This is a genomic window from Planococcus sp. SSTMD024 (genome assembly GCF_041320495.1).
Taxonomy (GTDB): Bacteria; Bacillota; Bacilli; order Bacillales_A; family Planococcaceae; genus Planococcus.
This window is the reverse complement of record NZ_JBGGNS010000012.1, coordinates 1-22,028: the sequence shown is the minus strand read 5'-3', so window position 1 is coordinate 22,028 and position 22,028 is coordinate 1. Positions and strand designations below refer to the sequence as shown.

Sequence of the window (22,028 nt, the reverse complement as noted above, 5' to 3'; positions counted from 1 at the left end):
TCTTGTGTGTCCAAACGAAAAAAAGCCCGTCCTCTTTGAAAGGACGGGCTTTTATAGAATTTCATCAATGGGTGGGCAGTTTTGCGTTTGAGCTTTTGAAGATCGCCAATTGATCGACCAGTTTCTGGCTTCCGGCATCCAGGCCGGTCACTTCCACTTCGTTGGCATTTTCACGGAATTTCAGCACGACCCTGTCGACGGCTCCGACGCCGGAATCGTCCCAAATATGGGCATCCGTGAAATCGATAATCACTTTTTCACATTCGATATCGAAATCGAATTTCTCCAGGAAGTCTTCAACCGAAGCGAAGAACAATTGGCCTTCGACGCGATATTGCGTCGCATCAAGCAAACGCTTTTCCACTTTGATCTTGGAAATTTTCGAGACGAAGAAGATGGCGCTTAGCAAGACACCCGCCAGCACACCGATCGATAAATCGTGCGTATAGACGACGATGGCGACAGTCGCGACCATAACGATCGAATCGGTTTTCGGTGCTTTTTTCAAGTAAGTGAACGACGCCCAGTCGAATGTCCCGATCGATACCATGATCATGATGCCGACAAGCACCGGCATCGGGATTTGCACGACGACATTGCCGAGAACGATGATCAAAAACATCAGGAACGTACCGGCAACGAGCGCCGACAAGCGGCCGCGGCCGCCCGATTTGACGTTGATGACCGATTGACCGATCATCGCACAGCCCGCCATTCCACCGAAGAAACCGGTGACGAAGTTGGCGATTCCTTGCCCTCTGGCTTCTTTGTTCTTGTCGCTCGTTGTATCGGTCATGTCATCGACGATATTCGCCGTCAGGAGCGATTCAAGCAAACCGACAATCGCCAGCGCAAGTGAGTACGGGAAGATGATGGACAATGTTTCCAAGTTGAATGGCACATCCGGCAAAAGGAAGCTCGGGAGCGTCTGACTGATCGTGCCGAGATCACCTACTGTGCGCAGTTCGAATCCGGAATAGATGGCCACTGCCGTCAACACGACCAGCGCGATAAGCGGGGCCGGGATGGCTTTGAAAAAGCGCGGCACGATATAGATGATGGCCAGCGTGATCGCTACGAATAGATAGGTCATATTGTTGATGCCGATGAAATGCGGCACTTGCGCCATGAAGATCAAGATGGCCAGCGCGTTGACGAAGCCGATCATGACAGCGCGCGGAATGAATTTCATGACTCTTGCCACCTTGAAGACACCGAACAGGATCTGAATGACCCCTGTCAAAATCGTGGCAGCGAGCAAATACTCCAGCCCGTGGTCACGGACGAGTGGCACCATCAACAGCGCCATCGCGCCGGTAGCGGCAGAAATCATGCCGGGACGCCCGCCGACGAAAGCGATGATGACCGCGATACTGAAGGAAGCATACAAGCCGACCATCGGATCGACTCCTGCAATGATGGAGAAGGCAATGGCTTCTGGAATGAGTGCAATGGCGACGAGAATCCCCGACAATATATCACCGCGGATATTCCCGAACCATTGGGTTTTAAGACTTTGTGTCACGTGCTCGTGCTCCTCTATTCTTTATTTAAAAGTTTCTCCATATCCTAGAAACCTTATTTTTTCACAATGAAAATAGTTTAGCACCGACGCTCCATTAATGGAACCTTTTTGGGCCCATTTTTACAAAAAAATTAATATGTTATAATGTATTCACTTTGTACAGTGAGGAGTTTTTTACGTGCGAATCGGTTACGCAAGAGCCATTGAAGAAGATTTGGACTGCCAAAAGCAACGCGCCCTATTTGAAGAATTCGGCTGCGACGTGATCCATATAGAATCCCATAGTTCCCCAAAACAACGGACCGAGCTGGAGCGCATGCTGGAAGCTGTCGGTGCTGGAGACCGCATCATCGTAATGAAACTCCATGTCCTGGCAGATTCAACCCGCCAATTGGTGGACCTGGTTGAAGCGCTCGAAGAAAAAATGGCCTTCCTTCATGCCGTTAAAGAAAACATCGACACCGCGAAAGGAAAATCATTTTCATTTTTGGAAATCGCGAAATCCATCGCCGAATTCCAGAGCGATTCCATCAGCGCGAAGACCAAAGCGGGCTTATCGGAAGCCAAGCAAAAAGGCATGCACGCCGGGCGCCCGCGCAAGCCGGATGCCAATGTTAAAAAAGCGATTGAGATGTATAAAAGCAAATCCTACAGCTTGGCCGAGATCAAAGAACAGACCGGCATCAGCAAATCCACTTTGTATCGTTATTTGGAGAATTAAAAAAAGAGCGCCGAGGCGCTCTTTTTTATAGGCTGTCGAGAAACCTCAGCAGCTTTTTTTGCGTTTCGCTCCAGCCGGACGCTTCACTAGCGTAGAAAAATTATTTATTCAACGCTCTGCCAAGGTGAATATAAATGCTTTCTATTTTCCGGTTTTCAATTCTTCTTTTACGGGCGGTTTTGCCAGGATGGATGCGACAATCGCTAACGCTGGGATGATGAGCAGGAAGCTTAATGCTTCATCGTAGCCGCCAAGGAAATCGTAAAACAAGCCGAACGGCAAGGGTCCTAAGGCAGAACCGATGACCATGATCGCCATGGCGATGCCGCTGATGCTGCCGATATACTGGCGGCCGTAATAATTGGGCCAGACAATGCTTAACGTGACCCGCTCAATCCCGGACACGACTCCCCACACGATGCCGAAAAGAATCGCTAACGACAGAACCGTCGCTTGCTGGAGCAGCAAAATGAAAACGATCTCCCCGGCAAACAAGGCGACCAGCATCCAGCGCACTTCGATTTTATCCAGCAAATAGCCGGCTAAAAACGTTACCGGGAATCCGACGACCGCCATCAAGCTCAGTACGGTCGCTGCTGCTTCAGGCGTCAGCGATTGCTGTGAAAAAATCGATACCAAATGGAACGTGATGCCTGTGTTCACCAAAGCTGGCGTTGCGACACAAAACAGCAGCAGCCAAAAGGCGCGGGTTTTCTGCGCTTCTTTCACGGTCCAGCTAATATCTGCCGACAAACTCTTATCTGCGGTTTCCCCTTCAGGAATCACTTCCCCGTCAGGACGCAAGCCGATATCTTCCGGCTTGTTGCGGATCAGCAAAAACGCAAGCGGCGTAAAAATAACCAACACGGACGCGCCGAGCAGCATCCACGCAATGCGCCAATCGAAGGTTTCGATCAACCATACATTGAGCAATGGAAAGACGGCAGAGCCGACCATCGCACCGAGTGCTGCGAGGCTGAGCGCGCACCCCCTTTTAGCGATGAACCATTGGGGCACGAGCGACTTCGGCGTGAGTGACATCGAGCCTTGCCCGAGCAGGCGAATCAAAAAGAAGCCGATGAACAGCATGAAGGTGTTGGCGATCAATCCGTTAAACAAACAGGCAAGTCCCAGCAAGCTGGAGATGATGACCGCCATCTTGCGCGTTCCCTGGCTATCGAACAGCCTGCCGACCATGAAGATCAGGAAACCTGCGAGCAATGTAGCCGCAGAATAAACCCCTGACACCGTCGAGCGGCTCCATCCGAACTCTTCAATATAGTAATCGATGAAAATGGCATTAGAAAAGGTTTGGCCGGGTCCCGAAAAGAAATACGACAACGCCGAAATCGCGACGATGACCCAACCATAATAAAACGGCGTATGTATTGGCGCAGTCTGTTTCACCTTGTTCTCCCTTCTGCCTGCTACAGCAAAAAGGGCTCCACCCGGGAGCCCTTTTTCTTATTTTACGATCAGTACCGGGCAGTTCGCGCGCTTGACCACTTTGTGGCTGACGCTGCCGAGCACCATCTCCTGCAAGGAGTTCAAGCCGCGGCTGCCGATCACGAGCATATCGAACGCTTCTTTATTGGCGAAATCGACAATTGTCGGGCCCGGCGTCCCGTGAAGGATCTCCACGCGGTATTTGATGTTCTCCGTCGCGATTGCTTCTTCGACAGGCTGCAATTTCTTGCGGCGCTGGAAATCCAGCTCCGCAGAACTGCCGCTGTGAAGCACTTCGTTTTTCGCGTTGTCGTGATCAGCCACAAAAACGATGGTGATCTGTGAATCATCGGATCCTTTTGCTAGTTTCACGGCTTCTTTAGCTGCACGGAGTGAATGGTCGGAACCATCCACCGCGAGTAGGATTTTCTTATACACTTCTCAACACTCCCTTTAATGAGTCGGTCATTTGACGTGCTTGCGCGTTAACATGGATATGGCCCGCTGTGAAGTCGCCGGCGATACCTTTATTTTCCACGCTAAAATCGCATTTGTCCAGAATTTCCTCGGCCTATTCCAGGACTTGCATTAATAAGACCCAGCTTCCATGGCATGATGAAAGCTGGGTCTGTTCAATTATTCAATTAGTCATTCACTTTTCGTTTTCTGTTTTGACCGTTTCAACGGTGTTTCCTTGTCCCGCACATTCGTGAGCCACGCACGGTCCTGGTCCATCATTTTCTTCGCCGAATAAATCATCAGGAAGGTGATGAAAATGATCGGCAAGCCCATTAAGCCGGACACCACTTCGAGCGGTGCCAAGCCGCCGATTCTCATGAGCACCAGTGAGATGATGGTGATGATGCCGGCAACGAGGATGCGCAAAATTTTTGGCGGTTCGTTTTTGCTCATATCAAGCGTACTCGTATAAGCAGCAATCGTGTAAGTCGTCGAGTCGAGTGTGGTCGTCAGGAAGATGAGCGCGACGATAATGAAAATCACAATCGCCAAGCCGCCAAGCGGCAAGGTTGAAAGAATTTCAGGAATGACCGCCATCCGGTCTTCTTTCACCATATCCAAAATCGGCAGTTCACCCGTCAAATACCGGTGGACGCCGAGCCCGCCAAGGACGCCTGTCGCAATCCACGACAACAGCGTCGGCGCCAATAGATAGGTCATGATCATCTCGCGGATGGTGCGCCCTCTTGAAATGCGGGCCGCAAAGACCGAATGCAGCATCGCCCATGTCGCGCTATAAGCAAACCAGAACACCGTATTGCTTTGCACATGCGACGCCGCACCTTGGTAAACTGAGTCCGTATTGAGCGAAAAGCTCAAGTAATTCGTGAACAGCGACGCAACGCTGTCGGAGAAATAATTCAGGATAAAGACACCAGGACCCGCCAATAGAATAAACAGCGTAAAAGCACCGGCTAAATAGATATTGAATGTACTGAGCCGCTTGATGCCTTTTTCCACACCGAGATAAGCACTGACGGAAAACAGCGCTACCCAGACAATCGTGACGACGAGCGTCAACCCGAACGTTACGTCAATGTTCATCAAGGCGGAAATATTATAAGTAATGATCGGTGCGCCCAAGCCAAGCGTGACGGCAGCCCCTGTCATGATGCTGAGCAAGAACAGGATATCGAGCAGGCGCCCTGCCCAGCCATCCGTCAATTTATCGCCAAACACCGGGCGAGCCGCTTCAGACATGCGCATCATCGGCTTTTTCTTGACGTGCAGCGTATAGGCCATCGCCGGGGCGATCATGACGAAAATGGCGAATACTTGAAAGCCCCATAAGAACATACTGTAGGCGTTGCCCATTAAAATCGATTCGGGCGACCCTGCTTCCATTCCTGCAGGCGGATTGTTCGCCGCAGACGTCCATTGCAGCATGCCTGTGCGCATGATCGTCGACCCAAGTCCCATGGCGATTAAAATGGAAGCATACTCGAATAAAGTCAAACGCGGCTTTTCTGCCGGGTCGCCGAGAACGATGTTTCCGTATTTGGAATAAGAAAAATACAGTGCCGCCCCTACCAGAATAATGCCGTACCATAGGTAGCCCCAGCTGAATACTTCAACAATCGTCGTAAAAATCCCATTCAGCAATTCCAGTGACCGGCTTTCATAAAGCGCGAGTGGAATGCTGATTGCGATGATGATGATCAAAGCCGGAAGAAAAATCCGGTAATCGATCAAGCCTTTCTTTTTCATCGAATCCCCCTCAATTATTTAATCCCTTTCTTTCCTTCCCTGTCATTTCCTCGTTATAACCACAAAAAAAGAAAAAACTACAAAAAAATGTAGTTTTTTCAGGAAAGGCCTGGGAAATATCGTTATTTCCAACACGCCTACGAGTATAACGAAGCTAGTTTCCACGAGCAAGTAAAGCGCTGCCTGTTCGTCAGTCGTGGCCGTGCGCCCATGAAATGCGCGGGTCAATCTGACGCGACATCCGGACCATGACCGGCTGGAAACCCATCCGCGGCCAGAAATAGGAAGCCATTTGGTTTGGGGTATGCCAATCGGCAAAAATGTAATCATAGCCCTCTTTCTTCAATTCACTGAAGCAGTGGTTTGCGAGCGCGCGGCCGATGCCGCGGCCGCGCATATCCGGGTTGGTCGAAGCAGCCGGCAGTTCCACACAATTTTCGGGCGTCACCAAACTAAAAGGCTCTTCCTTGCGGAAATACACATGGAAGCCGGCAGCTTGTTCACCTTGGTCGGCGAGCCATAAATATGCTTCTTGGTCTTCCGTCAGTGCCACATAGCTTTTCTGGACGTTTTCCATCGTCTCTCTTGTAATCGGATGCCATGACGGTGCGGCTGCTTGATGGATGCTGTTCCACACCGCCATTTTCTTCAAGAGCGGCGCATCCGATTTCGTGCCGCGCCGGAATTCGAGTTTCGGCAGCGAGCCGTTTTTCGGTTCGTAATCATCCAGAGACAGGATCGCATATTTCTGTTCGAAGGCAAACCCTTGATCGAGCCATTGTTCGAACACCATTTCTTCTCCGAGCGGCGCCATCAGCACATGGTGGAAATAACCATGCTTGACCCATTCCGCTCCGGCATCCGCATATAATAAGCGCAACAGGCGCGGATGTTCATGCTCGCTGATGGCAATCGATTCATAATCCATCCACACGTAACGGCCGCGGTGTGCTTCTTCCTTGAATTCATAAATAAGGTATCCGATCACATCAATGCCACGGACGGCGACCACTCCGCTGACATAAGGGCGTTCGAGCAATTTGCGGATGACAATCTCCGCCTCGTCGATTTCCTCGAACTTATCCGGCAGATACGGGAAAATCTTCCGCTCCCTTGCCTGGCGTTTTGAAAGCAATGCAGACATTTGGCGAATGTGCTTTTCTTCTACACTGATGATCTGGATCACATTCCATCACTCCCCTGTTTGAAGTTTCACTTCAAGCATCGCATACTGGCCGTTGCGCACAACATCTCCAAGTTCCACTGGCAGCGGTTCAACAAAAATCGGGCCGTCCACCAATGTAGTGTGGAATTCCCCTTCCTCTCCACAGGCATCTATGCCGAGTGCCCCCAGCTCTTCAATCAGCTCATGGGTGAAGACGCGCCCCAGAAACTCCTCCCCGACACGCGCAGTGTCCACCACCGTAATGACGGCTTTGAACTCTTCTTCGACCAGCTCTTCCAACAGTGACCGGCGGGCTTCTTGCCATAGTGGGTGCAAGACATCGAGCCCTGCCTTTTCACTGACTTTTTCAACCCAGTCGAGATGGTCCTGCAGATCGATATCGCCGTACACGCCCAATTCGATGCCTTGTTCTTTGAAATTCTGCAGATGGCGGATGAATTCCTCTTCATATCCTGACCAGTCGGCTTGGCCAATCACTAAAGGCAAGCCCATCCGTTCCGCTTGCGCTTCCAAGATCTGTTTTTTCAACCCATGGGATTTCGAGCGCCCCCCGTCCTCTTCAAACATGGTGAACAACGCGATTGGCACATGCCCTTGCTGAACTGCCCGGTAAAATGCCAAGGCGGAGTCCTTGCCTCCGCTCCATGATGTAATAAACGATTTCTGCATACTGCACCTCTTCTGTAATTTCTTGTGTCTTGCTATTAATAGTCTTGATGAAAGAGTAGAAAGCGGCGACTCCTGCGGGAATAGCATGAGTCTTGAGACCCCACAGGGAGCATAGCGACCGAGGAGGCTCAAGCCATGCCCGCGGAAAGCGTCCGCCTGGAGCGATTTCATCACTCTCGTTCCCTCTACTTCTATTTCCTGCCGCAAAACTCCTTGTTCCACAAAAAAACAGCCGGGAGTTTCCCGGCTGTTCGCATTATTTTCCTACCATATTCTCCGGGCGCACCCATTCGTCGAATTGCTCCGCCGTTAAATGGCCGCTCTTGACTGCTGATTCTTTCAGCGTCGTGCCTTCGTTATGTGCTTGCTTGGCAATCGCTGCCGCTTTTTCGTAACCGATATGCGGATTGAGCGAAGTGACAAGCATCAAGGAATTCTTCACGTGGTTTTCGATGACGTCCAAATTCGCTTCGATGCCGATTGCACAGTTATCGTTGAAGGAAATCAGTGAATCCGTCAACAGGCGAACCGATTGCAGGAAGTTATAGGCAATGACAGGTTTGAAGACATTCAACTCAAAGTTCCCTTGGCTTGCCGCAAATCCGATCGCCGCGTCGTTGCCCATGACTTGAGCCGACACCATCGTCAAGGCTTCGCTTTGCGTCGGGTTGACTTTCCCAGGCATGATCGAGCTGCCTGGCTCATTTGCCGGAATCGTGATTTCGCCGATGCCGCTGCGCGGGCCGCTTGCAAGCCAGCGGACGTCGTTGGCGATTTTCATTGCATCCGCCGCCAATGCTTTGACCGCACCGTGCACGTAGACCATTTCATCGTGGCTTGTCAGTGCATGGAATTTGTTTTCAGCCGAAGTGAATTCCGTACCGACTGCTTCTGCGATGAATTCCGCAACATAGCCGCCGAATTTCGGGTCTGCGTTGATGCCCGTGCCGACCGCTGTCCCGCCGATTGCGAGTTCACGCATATGCTCGACGCTTTCTTTGATCATGCGCTCGCTTTTCTCAAGCATATGGCGCCAGCCGCTGATTTCCTGGCCGAGCGTAAGTGGTGTCGCATCCTGCAAGTGCGTACGGCCGATTTTGATGACATCATCGAACTTCTTCGCTTTTTCATCCAACGTCGCTTTCAATTTCTGGACCGCTGGAATCAATTGCTCCGTAACCGCCAAAACGCCGGCCACGTGCATCGCCGTCGGGTATGTATCGTTCGAGCTTTGGGACATATTGACGTCATCGTTCGGGTGAAGCTTCTCATCCGAGCCTTGTTCCGCCAAGATTTCGTTGCCGCGGCGCGCCAATACTTCGTTCATGTTCATATTGGACTGCGTACCGCTTCCTGTCTGCCAAACGACGAGGGGAAAATGGTCGTTCCATTTGCCTTCGATCACTTCGTTCGCAGCCGCTTCGATTGCGCGCATTTTCGCATCGGACATCTTGCCGAGCTTATGGTTCGCTTTGGCTGTCGCTTTCTTCAATTGAGCGAATGCCATGACCACTTCATGGGGCATACGTTCTGTGCCGATGGCAAAGTTTTGGACGCTGCGCTGTGTTTGCGCGCCCCACATTTTGTCAGCTTCAACTTGAATTTCACCGATCGTGTCTTTTTCTGTACGATACTGCATTCCATTCACTCCAATTCTTAGTCTTTAACTAGCTTCTCTTCTATTAAACACATTCCATCCGGAAAAAGCGACCCTCGCCGCTAAAATTCCCTGCTTTTGCTTGAGAAAAACGCTTCGATTATCGCTTCATCCGAATGGGGGATATACTCCCCTTTGATGATCTGGGCTCCGTTGATGCAGCCGCTCGAAAGCAGAATGATGTCTTCCGGCCCGCTTTCTTCGAGCGCTTTTTCCACTGCCAGTTTGCGCGTCGGCGCCTTCAGCACCTTTTGCATGTACGGCACGCTGAAGCCTTTGATCACTTCAGAGACGACATCTTCCGGATCGTTATAGCCCGGGTGGTCGACTGTCACGACCAACACATCAGCCTTACCTTCGGAGGCTTTTGCCATTTTCGGCATCTTCGCAAAATCCCGGATGCCGATGCCTGCAATAAGCGCGATCAAACGGCGATGAGGCAGTTTACGGGCTTCCGTCAAGACCGCGTCGATCGCGACTGGAGTATGGGCGTAATCCAAAATGATGGTCCGCTCTTCAGGACCCCTGATTACTTGAAAGCGCCCTTCCACTTGAGGCATATCAGGCAAGACCGCAATGATTTGGTCAATCGAGTGCCCTGCATGCAGCGCCGCCGCAATCGCCGCCGTCAAATTCGCGGCATTGTAATCACCGAATAACGGGGCTTCAATCACCCTGACATCGCCTCTATAATTCAATTCAAAACGCATGCCTTGTGCAGAGGCGCTGTAATCTCCCCAAATGAGGTCGGCGCCGCTCGACGGATTTTGGCTATAGCTCAGCAGCGGATAATCCGCCACCGCTAAGATGCCGCCGCTCAAACCGGGGTCATCGAGGTTGACGACGGCCGCTTTCGCGCGCTCGAACAACTTCAGCTTGGACTCCCGGTAATGTTCAAAAGTTTTATGGTACTCGAGGTGCTCCTCGGATAAATTCGTATGGATGGCTACATCGAAAACGATTCCTTCCACACGTTGCTGATCCAGCGCGGTCGAAGACACTTCCATTGCGACTGCCTTTGTTTCCGAATCGATCAACATAGAGAAAATCTGGTGGATGTCTGAAGCGATCGGCGTGGTCGGCGTGCTTTTCTCGAACGGGACCTTGCCCTTAGCCGTTTCGACACCTGTCGTGCCGATAAACCCACAAGGCATTCCCAGCAAGTTGAATAAATTGCGGGCATAGGTAGCCGTTGTGGTCTTGCCGTTCGTTCCCGTCACGCCGATTTTAAACAACTCTTGCTGCGGCGAGCCGAAAAAGAAATCCGCGGTGTGTGCGAGTGCATTGCGCACGTCCGCCACCAGCACAAAACTGACAGAGGGGTAGTTCTTAGCTTGCTGAGAAAGAATTTCCTCATTGGAGCCGATGATTGCCTGGGCACCGTTTTCGATGGCAGGCTTTATGTAGAGATGTCCGTCTGTATTTTCCCCGATGACGCAAAAAAATACAGATCCGTCCCGTGCAGCCGAAGAGTTATAAACAATCGACTGGATGTCCGCTGACTCTGGCCCGAACGATTCCAATACGCGTACCCCGGGAATTTGTGCAAAATGCAACTTCATATCGTGACTCCTCTTAAAGATAAATTTATGTGAATTTCTGATAATTTTACAGGAAAGCGCTTTACTGTTCCACAATTCGAGCCGCTTTTTCAAAAAAATTACCGCTCAACTAAGAGGTTTGGCAAATTGCAATGCATGAAAGCCTTTGACCATCTGGAAGCCGATTCCAACATATCCTTCATTTAGTAATTCTTTCTGTTTTTGCAGATCATCAAGCGGTGCCGTGATCTGATTGCCGTAATCTGCGTTTGGCTGTTCAAGATCCTTCACCAAGATATAACGTTCCAGCCCGTCGTACTTTGTTTTCAAAGCGGCGATGTGCATTTGCTGAGTGAACTTATCCTTCAAGCTCGGGATGTTCATCGGCGCCACTGTACAAGCTACGTAACGAAACTTCTTCTCCAGCTTCTTCAATTCCTTCATGACCACTTCGGCCAATTTCTGCTGAAGGCGATTTCCTCGGTAATCGGGAGCTACAGCTGAAATTTCCTGATAAATCATATCGCCGAGTTCATCTTCCGAAAGCCCGATATCCCACCCGAGATGCTCCTCGTCAATTTCCGGAACGAGCAATGCCCGAAAAGCCACCAGCTCTCCTTCCACAAAAGCTCCGACGATCAGCCCATGGTGATTCAAAATAAACAAAAACTCTTCGGTCGATAACGGCTGCAACGTATTTTTCTCTGGCAGCGAGTCAATGACCGTTTGCTGAACCCGTTCGATTTCAGCCAAATCCTCCAGGTACAGGCGCTTCATATACATTGGCACCTGCTTGTGCAATCGCACATTGGTCAGTGTACCTTCATATAGACGGTCTTTCAAAGCCCATTCCCCCTCATCTCTTTCGTACTATCAGAATACCATGTTCCCTATCCATCGTCTCCAAGTTTTTTCAATTGACTGTAAAATTGAAACTATTTACCGACTTGGGTCAAAAAAGCCTCGATTTTCTTTTGTGTACGGAGGATAAACACCTGTTTTTCAGGATGGTTCATCATAAATTCTTCTATTAAATGGTGCTGGGATTTTTGCCGTCCGCGGTAAGTCGTCACAATGAATTTCAGGAATTCAAGGTCCAGCTTCTCAGGGCATCCGGGCGCCATATCCGGCCTTGTCTTTTTATGATATTGAATACGCCTTTTCAAGACACGCCATAAACATCGCCAAAGCGGCAGCTGCAATTGGATAAGTGCATCGCATGCTGCCAGGCGGATATCGATTGTGCTATTATAGTTCCCTTCGATAATCCAGCGTGGCTCATTCGCCAACTCCTGCTGCTTGTGGCGAAACTCTTTTTCATCTGTTTCGACCCATCCCGGTTTCCAATAATACGCATCCAAATGATGCACAGGCAAAGCCGCCACTTCCCCCAAACGTCTTGCAAACCTTGATTTACCGGCTCCCGCTGACACACCAATCACCATAATCCGCTGCATCGATCCCCCTCCTATCCCTCTTCAATTAACAATAACGAATGGCAATAAAAAGAGCCAGTTGAACTTAACCCTTGCATTCCAAAGAGGACCGTGCTATTCTAAGGAAGAATTATTTTTGTTCGATGGCTTTTCATTAAGTATCAGATTTAATCTGAAGGATTTGAGCAAGGATAGTAATACAATGTATGCATTAGCATACGAGGAGGAAACACACATGGAACAAGGTAAAGTAAAATGGTTTAACTCAGAAAAAGGATTCGGCTTCATCGAGCGCGAAGGCGGAGACGACGTATTCGTACACTTCTCAGCTATCCAAAGCGAAGGATTCAAAACTCTTGACGAAGGTCAAGAAGTTACTTTTGACATCGAGCAAGGCCAACGCGGTCTTCAAGCTACTAACGTATCAAAAGCTTAATTAACCTTTAAACTTTCAATGGGCTCTTCTTCGGAAGAGTCCATTTTTTGTTGCCTAAAATTAAGCGCTTCCCTCGCGAGGTCATTGATGAAGATAGTGAGTGTCGGGATGCGGAAATGTTTCGATGTGTTGTATTAAACATCACCTAATATACGCCGCCTGGCTCTGGGTTGGCCTCTTGCCATAAGCCAGCAAGAACACCTGTCTTACGGCATCGGCTCACCCTTGGCGCTTGGCGGCTTGGAGATTTCATTGGATGATGCTAGTTTATATAGCTTTCTTTTTGTATTCAGTTGCCGGCTAGCGGGGGAATCGCTTCCTGAATAGAACAGAAGTAAAGATAACTATAGTTTGTTTGCGGAAATGTTCCGGCATATTGATATAAGCGCCGCTTTAATATTCGCCGCCCTGCTTTGGGTTGGCCTTTGGCAATAAGCCAGGAAAAGCCCCTGTCTTATTGCGTCGGCTCACCCCCTTACGCTTGGCGGCTGTGAAATTCCATTGATTCGGGTGCGTTTAGTCAGTTCTGCTTCTGTAACTGTTGCCGGCTAGCGGGGAAATCACTTCCTGCGATGAAGCATCTAGTCCTATAGCATTTGAGTCAAGAAGCTTGTAGTGAAACTAGTACTCACTATCGCCTTCTCTTGTTCCAAATGACATGAGCTACAAAGCATGAAGCATTTCCACGTTTTCAGTCGAGCGGATAGAAGAAATTCTCTTTCCTTCTAAAACTAGAGACGGAGTGGAAGGGGGGCTGACGCCTGTGGGACCGCGCGGGCTGGCGAGACAAACGTGCCGCGCTCTTTGGCACGTTGGCTCAACACCCGCCCCACGGCAAGCAGCTCCCCTGCAACGCAGTCGAATAGCATAAGCTTTCTCCACTCACTTCCCTCCCCAATTTCATCAGTTACAAAGAAAAAAGCTGCCCAATGGCAGCTTTTTTTAATTCATGATGAAATACAATTGGAAGACCAGGAAAATGATCGCGACCAACAGGAGCGTTCCGACCACTACGCTCATGGCCAGTTTTTTTCCGTCCATCGACTCACCCTCTCAGTTTTTTCTCACGTTCAATGGCTTTCACTATATCATACGCGCCTACACCGGCATTTGACAATACAGTAACAATCGTTTTTTGCTGGGGATAATAGCCCGAATGGAAGTTCACACCCGGGTCGTATCCCATTACGTGATACTTCACCGTTTCCGTTTCCTGCCTATCAATCCACACGCCATAGCCGTAAGCCTCTTCGCCTTGTTGCGCCTGGACAGCGAGCAGGCGGTTTTTCATCTCTTCGGACAATAAAGTACCGTCCATTAGCCGGTTCCAGAACTTCGCCATATCGCCTGCCGTAACGAATGCGCCTCCGTCCGCTCCACCGCGGACGGGAATCGCGTATTGATTCGTGCGCCAGGAGCCGTCCTCCTCGATATATCCATAAGCCGTATTTTTCGGCAAACGGTCCAGACGGAAATAACCCGAGTCCGACATATCCGCTTTCGCCAACACTTCCCGCTCGACGTAATCGGCGAACTCCTCGCCAGTCACTTGCTCGATGATCAGGCCGAGCGCAATATAGCCCGCATTATTATATCGGAAACGCGCACCTGGCTCTTCGACCGGCGGCAAGTCGCGGAACAGCGGCACAAAGTCAGCCGGCGTCTGCATGCGGTACATCGGGATCTCTTGCCATAATTGTTCAAAATCATCCATCGTTTCTTCATCAAAGTAATCGGGCAGTCCCGACATATGGCACAATAGCTGGTGGACCGTGGCGTTGAAGTTCGGGAAGGTCTTCGGCAACAGCTCTGATAGCTTGGCTGATAGCTCCAGCTTGCCCTGCTCCACCAATTGCAACACGGCCACGGCAGTAAAGATCTTGCTGCCGGACGCGATGCCGAAGCGGCTGTCGACGGCAATCGGCCGTTCGTCCGCACGGTTCGCGAATCCTTTGGCAAGCGACCAGTTTTCATTGCCAGCCATCTGGGCAGTCCCTGTAAATGCAGCAGATTCCATCAAATCGGAAACCGGATTATCTGCTTGCTTTTGCACCATATGCCCTTCCGCGTCGATCTCGATCATTCGCCCGTCCGTAAGTTCGATTGCCAGCGGATGGGTTTCGCTTTTCAGTTTGGAGAAGAACCACGTACGTTTCGGCGGCACCAGTACCAGAAAATGGGGATCTTTGCCGAGGAAATTCAGCGTTGTCGGATCGATGCCTTTATTGCCACGAACGGGAATCTCCATCCGTTCCAAGGACTCGCCCACTTCCTTGACATATGGCGAAACGATGCCGACTTCACTGATATCGAGCAGCGAATCGATCGTGAAGTCATCCATGATGTCGACATGGCGGCGTCCGATAAATTCAACGATATTTCCAGCAGGATCCTGGAAATAGAAGGCATCAGAATTAAAATTCGAATAATAGATTTCATCCATGCCTTCCTGGCGGTTCAACTCTACGCGTGCACGCGCCCAGAACTTGGCCAAACTGAACTGGTTGCCTGGAATATTGATTGCATAATGGTAAAAAGACGCACGATCCGATTGACGGAATTCCAAAACGGATGTGCCGATCGACAGCGCAAAACTTGTTTCGTCTTCTTCGACAATCCGGAAGCCTAGCTGGTACTCATAGAAGCCTTTCATTTCATCCAAACGGTTTGTGTACAGCATCACTTTCTTGAACATGTCCTCACCTCTACTCTCAGCATACCTAAAATGGTCAGAATTTTCCTCTTTTTCGCCGTGTCCAAACTTGGGTTTTTACATTTAAAGACAAAGAAAGCGAATGCATTTGCTGCATTCGCTTGTTACAACCGGCAATCAAGCCGGACCATGTCCCGGCATTGGATCCCGTTCTCAAAGATCGGCTCTTCGTAATGGCGGGTGAAGAAATCCCGGTCGATTGATTTCATGCGGAACCCGCATTTTTGGTAAAGCGCCAATTGCGCCAAACTTGAATTTCCCGTGCCAATCTCAACAGCGGAGAAACCGAGTGTTTTCGCTTCTTCGAGCGCCGAAAACACCAAGCGCTTGCCGAGGCCTCTGCCGCGCTCAGACTCAGCCAGCGAAATATTTTTGATTTCAGCCGTTTCCGGACCGAGCACACTCAAAACGAACACGCCGATGATGGCATCTTGTTGTTCCGCGATAAAACAATGTCCCGCAGCACAATAGTCGCGGACCAGCTGCTCAGACGGATCCGCTTCCAGCAACAGGTCGAACGGCAATTCCTCGTGCACTCTCAATTGTCGGATGTTCATTATTTCCGCTCGCGGAATCCTTGATCGAGCAGATAATCTTCGGCGTCGTCAAACGTGCCAAAACTTTCTTCGAGGTTTTTGCCTGTGTAGATATTCCAGAAAGGCTCTTCGTAGACAAGGTCGAGTTTTTCACCTTCTCTATTGGCCCACTGCTTGTCATAAGGCGGTTCCGGTTCCTGGCCTAAATAATCGATCGAATCGGCAATGATGCTGCGCAGCTGGCCCGCTGAAAAATCGCGGATATTGACCAAGCCGCGGCTGTCCGCTTCGTATTGCGGCAAATCACCGACGAAGACAAAGCCGTTGCCGTTCGGGTGAAGATGATAAACTACGTTTTTCTTATCGTAGAGGCTTTCTTCAAATTGGAAGTTGACTCGTTTCATCGACACTTCTTTTCGTGTCAGTTCCGGAAATGCTTCGATCACTTCTAGTTTTTGCTCAAATGTCAGCACTGGACATCCCCATTTCTTGTTTGGATTTCTGGCTTCATTATAACACGCATACGGCATGCTTCGCCGTTTGCAAAATAATAGAAAAAGGGCTGCCTTAAGACAGCCCATAAAACCTATTTTTTCTTCTTCAATCCAAACGGCCACCAAGCGCCGCCCGCAAATGAAACAGTAATTGCCGGCACGAGCAGCGGCAAGACGATCAAGCCGTAAAGGAGCAAGCCTGTGATGACGATTGCTGCGATCTGCATCAGGCTGAGCACTCCGGATGGCAGCATCGCCCCGAACGTTCCGGCGAGTAAAATGGCGGCCGTGATGATAACCGTCCCCATTTTCGCCATCGACCGGTGCATCGCTTTCGAGAAGTCGGCAGCCGTCAAGGCTTCTTCACGGTAGCGGTCGAGCAGGAAGATCGAATAATCGATGCCGAGCGAGACGAGCATCACAAAGCCGAAGAACGGCACGGCCCACGTGATGCCGTCATAGCCGAGCCAACCGACGAAGATCAACTCGGTGATCGCAATCGAGCTGTAATACGTCAATAAAAGAGACGCAATCATGTACAGCGGCATGATGAAAGAACGCAGCAGCACCGCCAATACCACGAACAAACTGATGAGCATGATGCTAACCGTGCGCGTAAAGTCACTCTCGGAGATGTCCTTCAAGTCGCTATTGATACTTGGCACCCCGCCGTATGCAATGTCCACATCTTCAAGAGGCGTACCGTTAATGCTTCTCTCAGCCGCTTCTTTCAAATCCGTGACGATGTCAATCGCTTCCGGTGAATACGGATCTTCTTCGAGCACCACTTCCATCAGCATGCCTTCGCCGTCGGCAAATGCATACTGCTCAAGCAGTGGTTCAAACTGTTCTTGTTCCAAAGTGCCTTCAGGCAGGTAAATGTCTGTACCGCGCACCGCTTCGCTATCGCTGATGCCTGTCAGCGTATCGGCGATTTCAGTCAAGCCGTCGCTGATTTCCGTAAGACCGTCCGATGACGCGCCCACGCCTTGTGCGAGCTCCCCGATGCCAGCTGCCAATTCATCATACTGGCCGGCGCCGCCGTTCAAGCCTTGTTCGATTTCTGAAAGCCCCGCATTTACTTGCGCAAGCGCACCGACCGTCTGTTCTATATTGCCGGTCTGCTGGAGGCCGCCTGAAATCTGTTCGAGCTGGCTGTTCGCTTGCGAAAGGCCAGCAGCGGCTTCGCGAAGGCCTGCGCCTCCTGCCTGTTCGCTGATCGCTTGAAGATTGGTTTCAATTTCAGCAAGACCTGACTGAACTTCCTCCATTCCGGCATTTGCTTCTTCGAGGCCCTCTGCAATGAGCCCTAATTGATGATCGACGAAGAACTCATCGATAACCGAACCGGTTGGGCGGGTAATGGCACGGACCATGTCGACGCCTTCGACTTTCTCCATATCTTGCGCCAAGGCATCCAAATAAGGAACCGTTTCTTCTGCCGTCAAATTCTCCTCGCCTTTGATGACGACTTGCACCGGCATCGTATTGCCTGCGCCGAATGCCGATTCAATGGCGTCGAGCCCTTTCACCGATTCATAATCCGAACTGATTTCGTCTACTGTATTAAATGAAAGGTCATTATTATAGGAGAACAGCAAAGGCACGGTGATAGCCGCCACCAATAGCATCGACCAAAGCGGGCGGTTAACGGACAGTTTTCCGATCCAGATCCACAACTTGCTGTCTTTATGGGAAGCCGATCCTTTGCTCGGCCAGAACAGCTTGTCTTTTAGCACCGCCATGAAAAACGGCATGACGGTAAACAGCACGACAAGGAGGACAGCGATGCCGACTGCGACGGCAACGGCTGATTTGAAAATCGGGAATTCCGCAAAACCGATGGCCGCAAAGGCAATAAAGCCGGAGAATCCACTGATGAACAAGGTCTTCCCTGCCGTCCGGTATGTGTTCAAAATTGCTTCTTGCACAGCTTTCCCCTCTGTCAGCTCTTCTTTATAGCGGCTCAGCAGCAAGATGCAGTAATCGGTCCCGAGACCGAACAGGATCGCCACCAGGAAGATCTGCGTATAATTCGAGACCGGGAAGCCGAACCAATCGATGAAAAACGCCACGAGCGATTGGCTGAGCAAATAGCTGAGCCCTACCGCGACAAGCGGGATGATCGGCGTGATAAACGAACGGAACACCGCCAACAGCAAGCCGAAAATCAAAATCACCGTGATGATTTCCGTTTTCTTCAAACCTTCCTGCGCGCTCGTGTTGACGTCTTGGTTGATGATCGCCTCGCCCGTCAAGTAAACCGTCAAATCTTCGGGTACGATGGTTTCACGGATTTCGTCGGCGAGCGCCACCACTTCCTCATCACTTCCTTCAACCGATACCGGCAGCAAGACCGTCTGGCGGCCTTCCGATATCAATTGTTCCTCCAATTCTTCACTTTCGAATGGATTCAACACGGCCGTCACCGGATCGCCGAGCGCTTCGATTTCCTCTCTCATGTCTACGATTTGCTGCTCACTTGTTTCATCGAGTTCTGAATCCAATTCAATGACCAATGAAATCGTCTGTCCCGACACTTCAGCCGATTCCAGGATCGTTGCTGCACGCTGCGAGTCCGCTTGTTCGGACAATTGGAACGAACCTGCTTCTTCCGCTTGTTCGGTTAAATTCGGCGCCAACAAGAACAAGGCCGCCGTCAATACGATAAGCCCGATCATGATTGGCCATTTCAATTTCAATATCGTCTGCATCCCTTACACTCCATCCGTTTTCATGATTGCGCTGAGCTTCCTGAAAATCACCAGGAATTGATCGATTTCCTGGTCATCGACTTGTTCCGACATCAGTTTTTCCAAATACTCCGCGAGTATCCTGTCCGATTCTTCGAGGACCGATTTTCCGGCATCGGTCAATTCAAGCAGCTTTTCCCGCCTATCTGCCGTCTGGACCACTTGGATCAGCTCTTTTTGCAATAGCTTTTTCGTCCGGTTCGAGACGGCACTTTTATGTACACCTTGCAGCACTGCAAGTCTTGCCGATGTAATTCGGCCTTCTTTGCCGATCAGTTTCAGCGACTGCATTTGCTCAGGCGAATACTGTTCCCATAACGGATTGTCTACTGAACGGATGACCCGCTCCGTTCCGTAAAATAATACTTCCTGAAACAGTTCAACTGCTTCTTTAATGCGCATATCCATAAATGGTTCACCCCCTCAACTACTGATAGTTTAGGGGCTAAACCATTTTCCGTCAAGCAATTCACCATAAGCAAAAACCCGCAGCCTAAGCTGCGGGTTTTTGCTTATACTTCTCTTGTTGCGGTCGAGCGGATTTCCTGGCGCCTTGCGTAAATGTTTTTGACGATCGTTTTGACAACTGCATAAAACGGAATCGCGAGGATGATTCCCCAGATGCCCGCAATATTCCCTGCCGCGAGAATCAATGTTATGACTGTCAGCGGGTGAACGTCGAGCGCATTGCCCATGACGTTCGGGGTAATGAAATTGCTTTCGATTTGCTGCGCGACCAACATGATGATGGCGACATAAACCGCCATGATCGGGTCCTGCACTAATGCAATTAGCATCGCCGGAATGACTGCAATGTATGGCCCAAGAAACGGGATGACATTTGTTGCCATGCCGATGATTGCCAATAATAAAGCATACTCAAGGCCGATGATCCAATAGCCGATCAACAGCATGATCCCGACCAAAAAGCTGACGAACAACTGTCCTTGGATGTACGAGCGCAAGGTATGGTCAATGTCTTTCAAGGTCTTGATGACCCATAGCTTGCGCTGACCGCTGAAAAACCCGGAAATGAACGGCACGAATTTCCGGTGGTCGATCAATAGGTAAATCAAGAAGAATGGCACGAGTACGAGCGTGATGACACCCGAAATGAAACTTGTGATGAACGACACGACCCAACCGCCAATATCCCCGATGCGCTCGCCGACCTGGCCGCTCATGTCATTGATCTGCTCTTCCACAGAATCCGGCAATCGATCGCGCTGGGCGAGCAGATACTGTGTATAATCCTCCACGTCATTAATGATTCCCGGCGCGTTGTCCACAAGCGAGTTGACTTCATCTGTCACCACCGGACCAACCATTGCAAATAATAGATAAAAGACCAACACGATCAAAAGTACAATGATCAGGATGCCAGACCATTTCGGAAATTTGCGTTTCTCCAAAAAATACAGCAGCGGGCGCGTCAAATAAAACAAGACGCCCCCGAGAAGCAGCGGCACGAAGATCGTTCCTGCAATGATGAAAAGCGGATCGAAAATCCCTTGGACTTCGATGAATAAACGAATGATGACCAATGTCAGGATAATTCCGACGCCCGCTTGGAACCACAATTTATTTGTCACCTATTACACTTCCTTTCTTCCATGTGTATACCCAGTTTATCACGATTATATGGTATTATATGTTTTTATGTAGTGTGAACTTTTTCAAACACTGCGCGTCCTATGATTGTGGATTTAAGAATGAATAGAATGTGGAGGATACATACAGATGGAACAAATATGGCTTACAATCAAGTTTTTGCTTCTTGGGCTATTCCAAGGGCTCACGGAACCGATCCCGATTTCTTCGAGCGGGCACTTGCTGATTGCACAGTATTTCCTTGGCGTCGAAATCGAGGGAAGCACTTCGACCTTTGCGCTGCTCGTCAATAGCGCCTCCTTGCTCGCCGTTTTGATCATTTACCGCGAGGACATCCAACGGCTGGTGATCAATGGCTTGAAATTCTTCAAAGAAAAAACGCCGGAAACACGGCGCGATTTCATGTTTGTCGTTTATTTGGTCGTCGCGACCATCCCTGCAGCTGTCATCGGCGTCTTGTTCCAGGACACGATCGATGATTACCTTTCAACTGTAGTCACCGTCGGGTTGACGCTTATTGTCACCGGGCTTGCTTTATGGCTGATCCGCAATATGCGCGGCCAGCGCAAAGACGGCAATATGACGATGAAAGATGCCTTGATTATCGGGGGCGCGCAATCGGTCGCTTTGATCCCAGGCATCAGTCGAAGCGGGGCCACGATCGTTGCCGCTATGGCACGTGGCATCAACCAAGAAACGGCACTGCGCTTTTCCTTCCTGCTGTTTATCCCGATCAGCTTGGGCGGGGCGGTATTGAGCATCACCGACATCATCAACGATGACAATCTCGCGACAATGGCTGTGCCGTATATCATGGCGTTTATCGGCTCGCTCGTCGCTTCGTACTTCTCCTTGAAGTGGTTCATGAACATCATGGCGAAAGGCCAGCTGAAGTATTTTGCAATTTACTGCTTTATTGTCGGCCCGCTCGTCGTGCTCGCTTGGTTCTTGTTGAACTAATTAAAAAAACCCCTCTATTGCACAACTGCAATTAGACTAACACAGTAAAATGAGACACTATAAAACACCTTCGAGATGGTACACTTATCACAAGTACTGAAATCGGAGGTGTTTTTGC

General features: G+C 50.1%; 19 protein-coding genes and 1 pseudogene. 4 read left to right on the top strand and 16 right to left on the bottom strand.

Annotation, left to right across the window (positions count from 1 at the left end; translation table 11 throughout):
* Window positions 1–64: 64 nt before the first annotated feature.
* Window positions 65–1,525, bottom strand: a complete 1,461-nt coding sequence (locus AB9R92_RS02595) for a SulP family inorganic anion transporter (protein ID WP_370667972.1) — start codon at window positions 1,523–1,525, stop codon at window positions 65–67.
* A gap of 178 nt (window positions 1,526–1,703) precedes the next feature.
* On the opposite strand from AB9R92_RS02595, the gene AB9R92_RS02590 reads away from it, so the two are divergent.
* Window positions 1,704–2,246 carry a recombinase family protein gene (locus AB9R92_RS02590; protein WP_370667971.1) on the top strand — a complete coding sequence of 181 codons (543 nt, stop codon included), beginning with the start codon at window positions 1,704–1,706 and terminating at the stop codon, window positions 2,244–2,246.
* Between the two features lie 141 nt (window positions 2,247–2,387).
* Here the strand turns inward: AB9R92_RS02590 and AB9R92_RS02585 are convergent, their stop codons facing one another.
* From AB9R92_RS02585 to AB9R92_RS02575, 3 genes are all read right to left on the bottom strand, one after another.
* Window positions 2,388–3,653 carry an MFS transporter gene (locus tag AB9R92_RS02585; protein ID WP_370667970.1) on the bottom strand — a complete coding sequence of 422 codons (1,266 nt, stop codon included), beginning with the start codon at window positions 3,651–3,653 and terminating at the stop codon, window positions 2,388–2,390.
* A 57-nt stretch (window positions 3,654–3,710) separates the two neighbouring features.
* Window positions 3,711–4,130 carry a universal stress protein gene (locus tag AB9R92_RS02580; protein ID WP_370667969.1) on the bottom strand — a complete coding sequence of 140 codons (420 nt, stop codon included), beginning with the start codon at window positions 4,128–4,130 and terminating at the stop codon, window positions 3,711–3,713.
* A gap of 210 nt (window positions 4,131–4,340) precedes the next feature.
* Entirely contained in the window at window positions 4,341–5,918 is a 1,578-nt protein-coding gene (locus AB9R92_RS02575) for a BCCT family transporter (protein ID WP_370667968.1), read from the bottom strand.
* 65 nt (window positions 5,919–5,983) lie between these two features.
* Between AB9R92_RS02575 and mciZ the strand changes: the two are divergent.
* A pseudogene (mciZ, locus tag AB9R92_RS17090) lies at window positions 5,984–6,067 on the top strand (Z-ring formation inhibitor MciZ); the annotation flags it as partial.
* Window positions 6,068–6,108: 41 nt separating this feature from the next.
* On the opposite strand, the gene AB9R92_RS02570 reads toward mciZ, so the two are convergent.
* The 6 genes from AB9R92_RS02570 to AB9R92_RS02545 all read right to left on the bottom strand — a co-directional run bounded on the left by AB9R92_RS02570 (window position 6,109) and on the right by AB9R92_RS02545 (window position 12,428).
* Complete coding sequence (locus AB9R92_RS02570; protein WP_370667967.1) at window positions 6,109–7,104, bottom strand: GNAT family N-acetyltransferase; 996 nt, start codon at window positions 7,102–7,104, stop codon at window positions 6,109–6,111.
* Window positions 7,105–7,110: 6 nt separating this feature from the next.
* Window positions 7,111–7,773: a Dph6-related ATP pyrophosphatase gene (locus AB9R92_RS02565; protein WP_370667966.1), complete on the bottom strand. Its 663-nt coding sequence runs from the start codon at window positions 7,771–7,773 to the stop codon at window positions 7,111–7,113.
* 256 nt (window positions 7,774–8,029) lie between these two features.
* Window positions 8,030–9,412: a class II fumarate hydratase gene (gene fumC / locus AB9R92_RS02560; RefSeq protein WP_370667965.1), complete on the bottom strand. Its 1,383-nt coding sequence runs from the start codon at window positions 9,410–9,412 to the stop codon at window positions 8,030–8,032.
* A gap of 80 nt (window positions 9,413–9,492) precedes the next feature.
* Window positions 9,493–10,992: a UDP-N-acetylmuramoyl-L-alanyl-D-glutamate--2,6-diaminopimelate ligase gene (locus tag AB9R92_RS02555; RefSeq protein ID WP_370667964.1), complete on the bottom strand. Its 1,500-nt coding sequence runs from the start codon at window positions 10,990–10,992 to the stop codon at window positions 9,493–9,495.
* A gap of 105 nt (window positions 10,993–11,097) precedes the next feature.
* Window positions 11,098–11,754, bottom strand: a complete 657-nt coding sequence (locus AB9R92_RS02550; RefSeq protein ID WP_370668025.1) for a hypothetical protein — start codon at window positions 11,752–11,754, stop codon at window positions 11,098–11,100.
* Between the two features lie 152 nt (window positions 11,755–11,906).
* Window positions 11,907–12,428, bottom strand: coding sequence for a P-loop NTPase family protein (locus AB9R92_RS02545; protein WP_370667963.1), 522 nt, complete (start codon window positions 12,426–12,428; stop codon window positions 11,907–11,909).
* A gap of 214 nt (window positions 12,429–12,642) precedes the next feature.
* On the opposite strand from AB9R92_RS02545, the gene AB9R92_RS02540 reads away from it, so the two are divergent.
* A complete protein-coding gene (locus AB9R92_RS02540) occupies window positions 12,643–12,843 on the top strand; it encodes a cold-shock protein (protein ID WP_058381906.1) in 201 nt (66 codons plus the stop codon).
* A gap of 1,045 nt (window positions 12,844–13,888) precedes the next feature.
* Here the strand turns inward: AB9R92_RS02540 and AB9R92_RS02535 are convergent.
* From AB9R92_RS02535 to AB9R92_RS02510, 6 genes are all read right to left on the bottom strand, one after another.
* Entirely contained in the window at window positions 13,889–15,538 is a 1,650-nt protein-coding gene (locus AB9R92_RS02535; protein ID WP_370667962.1) for a serine hydrolase, read from the bottom strand.
* A 122-nt stretch (window positions 15,539–15,660) separates the two neighbouring features.
* Window positions 15,661–16,113 carry a GNAT family N-acetyltransferase gene (locus tag AB9R92_RS02530; protein ID WP_370667961.1) on the bottom strand — a complete coding sequence of 151 codons (453 nt, stop codon included), beginning with the start codon at window positions 16,111–16,113 and terminating at the stop codon, window positions 15,661–15,663.
* Entirely contained in the window at window positions 16,113–16,565 is a 453-nt protein-coding gene (locus AB9R92_RS02525; protein WP_370667960.1) for a hypothetical protein, read from the bottom strand. The genes AB9R92_RS02530 and AB9R92_RS02525 overlap by 1 nt, the downstream gene beginning before the upstream one ends.
* A gap of 113 nt (window positions 16,566–16,678) precedes the next feature.
* Window positions 16,679–19,300: an MMPL family transporter gene (locus AB9R92_RS02520; RefSeq protein WP_370667959.1), complete on the bottom strand. Its 2,622-nt coding sequence runs from the start codon at window positions 19,298–19,300 to the stop codon at window positions 16,679–16,681.
* A 3-nt stretch (window positions 19,301–19,303) separates the two neighbouring features.
* Window positions 19,304–19,747 (bottom strand): MarR family winged helix-turn-helix transcriptional regulator, encoded by a 444-nt coding sequence (locus AB9R92_RS02515; RefSeq protein WP_370667958.1) that lies wholly within the window; start codon window positions 19,745–19,747, stop codon window positions 19,304–19,306.
* A gap of 104 nt (window positions 19,748–19,851) precedes the next feature.
* Window positions 19,852–20,931, bottom strand: coding sequence for an AI-2E family transporter (locus AB9R92_RS02510; RefSeq protein WP_370667957.1), 1,080 nt, complete (start codon window positions 20,929–20,931; stop codon window positions 19,852–19,854).
* Window positions 20,932–21,079: 148 nt separating this feature from the next.
* Here AB9R92_RS02510 and AB9R92_RS02505 point away from each other — a divergent pair, with 148 nt between their 5' ends.
* On the top strand, window positions 21,080–21,910 hold the full coding sequence (locus AB9R92_RS02505) for an undecaprenyl-diphosphate phosphatase (RefSeq protein WP_370667956.1): 831 nt from the start codon (window positions 21,080–21,082) through the stop codon (window positions 21,908–21,910).
* Window positions 21,911–22,028: the final 118 nt, after the last annotated feature.